Below are 2,934 nucleotides of genomic sequence, written 5' to 3'. Positions count from 1 at the left end.
CTTCTACATGACTTACATTTTAGCTTGATCCCCATTAATTTTACCGAAATAATGTATTTATTCATACAATTTTTATGGCCAGCTATTATCGAAATGTTTCTGTTTATAACGGAATTATAAAAATAATATAAAATCTAGTTAATTGATAGGGATCTTCAGAAGCTAGATGTCATAATGGTTTTAATCGATTAAAACCATGAATTCCCAGGGATTAAAAATAATTTAAAGTCTAGTGAATATAAATTTTAGGAAAATTTTTTATGAAAACCACTCTAGCTTGTCGTCATTGCCAATACTATTCACCCGAGGGAAGGCGTGGTGGTGTTTGCCAAAAGTTAATGACACCAGTTGAAAGTAATTGGAAGGCCTGTTCATTAGCTTTACCTCCCTTTGCAGCATACAGAGAAAATCGGAATAGTATAGTTATGTGGCATCAGAAAATTGATGAAACATTGGAAGTAGTTTTACCCCTAAAACCTACTGCTAATAATATTCGTCAACTAAGTAATACAGTTAGAGTTGCTTCTTATGAGCAATAAATTTAAGTTAAGGTGTCAGTAAATCTAGTCTAATTTTCCTGATTTCTTTAGATTTATCATCCCTAGAATTTACGGCATTGTTGAATTTATATATAGCGTTTCTCACTTTTTTTGAGGTACAGTTGTTTTTCTCCTACCCTACTCCCCATTTCGCTATCTTCCCTGCTCCCTACTCCCTACTCCCTACTCCCTACTCCCTAAAACCAAGGAATTTTGTACCTCACGCTTCTTGGGAATTGCTATATAATTTTGCTAAATTCCTATTGGAGTTTATAGGTTTCAGCCATACATCTGAAAAATAGCTGTTATCCTATTCCGTTCAATAACAAATTATAACAGGAGAGGATAACCAAAGTGCAAATAAACTGTTTCCTCTGGTTATGAGTGGTAGAAAAATTCCGTCTCGATCTAAGACTAATTAGCTGTTGGGAAACAACATCCCAAGTATACTCATGCTGTTTATTTATATATAGCAGTTTTCACTTCATGACTTGCATTACTTCTTCGTTCTTCCTTTGTGAAAACTGCTATAATCCACTGAAGGATTAGGGCTAGGTAGGAATCTCAGTGCCTTGATCCGGGAGAGGATGTCAAGGTAGCCAAGGATATCTACTAAAATCTGGAGGCCGTTTTTCTAGGAACGCCTTTTTACCTTCAGCTCCTTCCTCCGTCATGTAATAAAGAAGGGTAGCATTACCCGCTAATTCTTGTAGTCCAGCTTGTCCATCACAATCGGCATTAAAAGCTGCTTTGAGACAACGAATGGCAATCGGGCTTTTTTCCAAAATTTCAAGTGCCCACTTAACGCCTTCTGTTTCTAATTCCTCAACTGGTACAACACAATTAACTAAACCCATTTCCAAAGCTTGTTGGGCTGTGTATTGCCGACAGAGAAACCAAATTTCTCGTGCTTTTTTCTGACCAACAATTCTTGCTAAATAACTGGCCCCAAACCCACCATCAAAACTACCTACCTTCGGACCAGTTTGACCAAAAATTGCATTATCTGCAGCAATAGTTAGGTCACAAATAATATGTAAAACATGACCTCCACCAATAGCATATCCAGCTACTAAAGCAATGACAACTTTAGGCATGGAACGAATTAACCGTTGTAAGTCCAAGACATTCAACCGTGGCACTCCAGCCTCATCAACGTAACCTGCTTTACCCCGCACACTTTGGTCTCCACCAGCACAGAAAGCATATTTACCATCTGTATGAGGTCCAGCACCTGTAAACAAAACTACTCCAATATTTGGGTCTTCACGAGCGTCAACAAAAGCATCATAAAGTTCAAATACAGTTTTAGGGCGAAAAGCATTACGTTTGTGGGGACGGTTAATAGTTATTTTGGCAATTCTGTCAGTTTTGTGGTAGAGAATATCGTTATAGTCTTTAACAATTTGCCATTCTATTTGCAAAGGTTGATTAGTCATTTCAGTTATCAGTTATCAGTTATAAGTTATCAGTTACCAGTTAGCTTTCTATAAAGGGACTACCTTCAAAGTTATCGATACTAACCAAGGAAATTTCGTAGTTTGAAAAACCATAATCAGGGCAGTAAATCTGGTTTCTTGTTTAGGTGTAGTTTTGTATAAGACTAATGATACTATGGGTTCCCTATTGTTATCTTGGTTATAGTAGGGTTGGGAAAATGTCAAGATGATTGACCATCCAAGTTATCTAGTCCATAAAAAATGGATGAGTCGGGTATTAGAACTGGCCAAAATTGCTGGTGATGCTGGAGAGGTCCCAGTGGGTGCTGTGATAGTTAACTCAGATGGTCAGTTAATTACAGAAGCTCAAAACCGACGGGAGCGAGATTTTGACCCTACTGCTCATGCGGAAATATTGGCTTTGCGACAAGCGGGACTAATTTTGCGGAATTGGCACTTAAATCAATGTACTCTTTACGTTAATCTTGAACCTTGTCCAATGTGTAGTGGGGCAATATTGCAGGCAAGAATAGGTTTATTGGTTTATGGAGCGGACGATCCGAAAACTGGCACAGTTAGGACAGTGGCTAATTTTCCAGATAGTGTTTTTTCTAATCATCGTTTGTCTGTATTGGGGGGAATAATGGAATCTGCTTGTCGTCAACAATTACAGTCTTGGTTTGCTCAATTTAGGTAATAGGAAAAGGAATTAATTTTGCCATTTAAAAATTCCCTAATTAACTAGCCATTAGCTATCAGCTAAAAATTCAAGAGTTTACCAAAAAATTAAGGTATAAAGCCTCTTCATTAATCAAGAAAAAAATCCTTTTAGCCAATTCTGTTCTTGATAATAATTAATTATTAATTATTAATTATTATTAATTGTTGAACTCCACTATGTTTGGAAAAGCGCGTGGTGTGTGTTAATGGGGGAATTAAAACACTAAGTTATATAT

Annotated in this window: 3 protein-coding genes; 2 read left to right on the top strand and 1 reads right to left on the bottom strand. The window is 36.9% G+C overall.

The window, feature by feature from the left end; all coding sequences use genetic code 11:
* Positions 1 to 260: 260 nt before the first annotated feature.
* Positions 261 to 539: a hypothetical protein gene (locus tag AFK68_RS03685; protein ID WP_094671643.1), complete on the top strand. Its 279-nt coding sequence runs from the start codon at positions 261 to 263 to the stop codon at positions 537 to 539.
* A 590-nt stretch (positions 540 to 1,129) separates the two neighbouring features.
* On the opposite strand, the gene menB is transcribed toward AFK68_RS03685, so the two are convergent.
* Positions 1,130 to 1,963 carry a 1,4-dihydroxy-2-naphthoyl-CoA synthase gene (menB, locus tag AFK68_RS03680; protein ID WP_094671644.1) on the bottom strand — a complete coding sequence of 278 codons (834 nt, stop codon included), beginning with the start codon at positions 1,961 to 1,963 and terminating at the stop codon, positions 1,130 to 1,132.
* Between the two features lie 241 nt (positions 1,964 to 2,204).
* Here menB and tadA point away from each other — a divergent pair, with 241 nt between their 5' ends.
* Entirely contained in the window at positions 2,205 to 2,675 is a 471-nt protein-coding gene (gene tadA, locus AFK68_RS03675; protein WP_094671642.1) for a tRNA adenosine(34) deaminase TadA, read from the top strand.
* Positions 2,676 to 2,934 lie beyond the last annotated feature (259 nt).

Origin of the sequence: Hydrocoleum sp. CS-953 (assembly GCF_002260545.1) — a bacterium.
Taxonomy (GTDB): domain Bacteria; phylum Cyanobacteriota; class Cyanobacteriia; order Cyanobacteriales; family Microcoleaceae; genus Trichodesmium.
The sequence above is the reverse complement of the archived record's forward strand: the minus strand, read 5'-3'. Positions and strand labels throughout refer to the sequence as shown.

Coding starts and splice junctions, on each gene's coding strand:
- AFK68_RS03685 (WP_094671643.1), top strand. CDS start 261: ATGAAAACCACTCTAGCTTGTCGTCATTGCCAATACTATTCACCCGAG.
- tadA (WP_094671642.1), top strand. CDS start 2,205: ATGATTGACCATCCAAGTTATCTAGTCCATAAAAAATGGATGAGTCGG.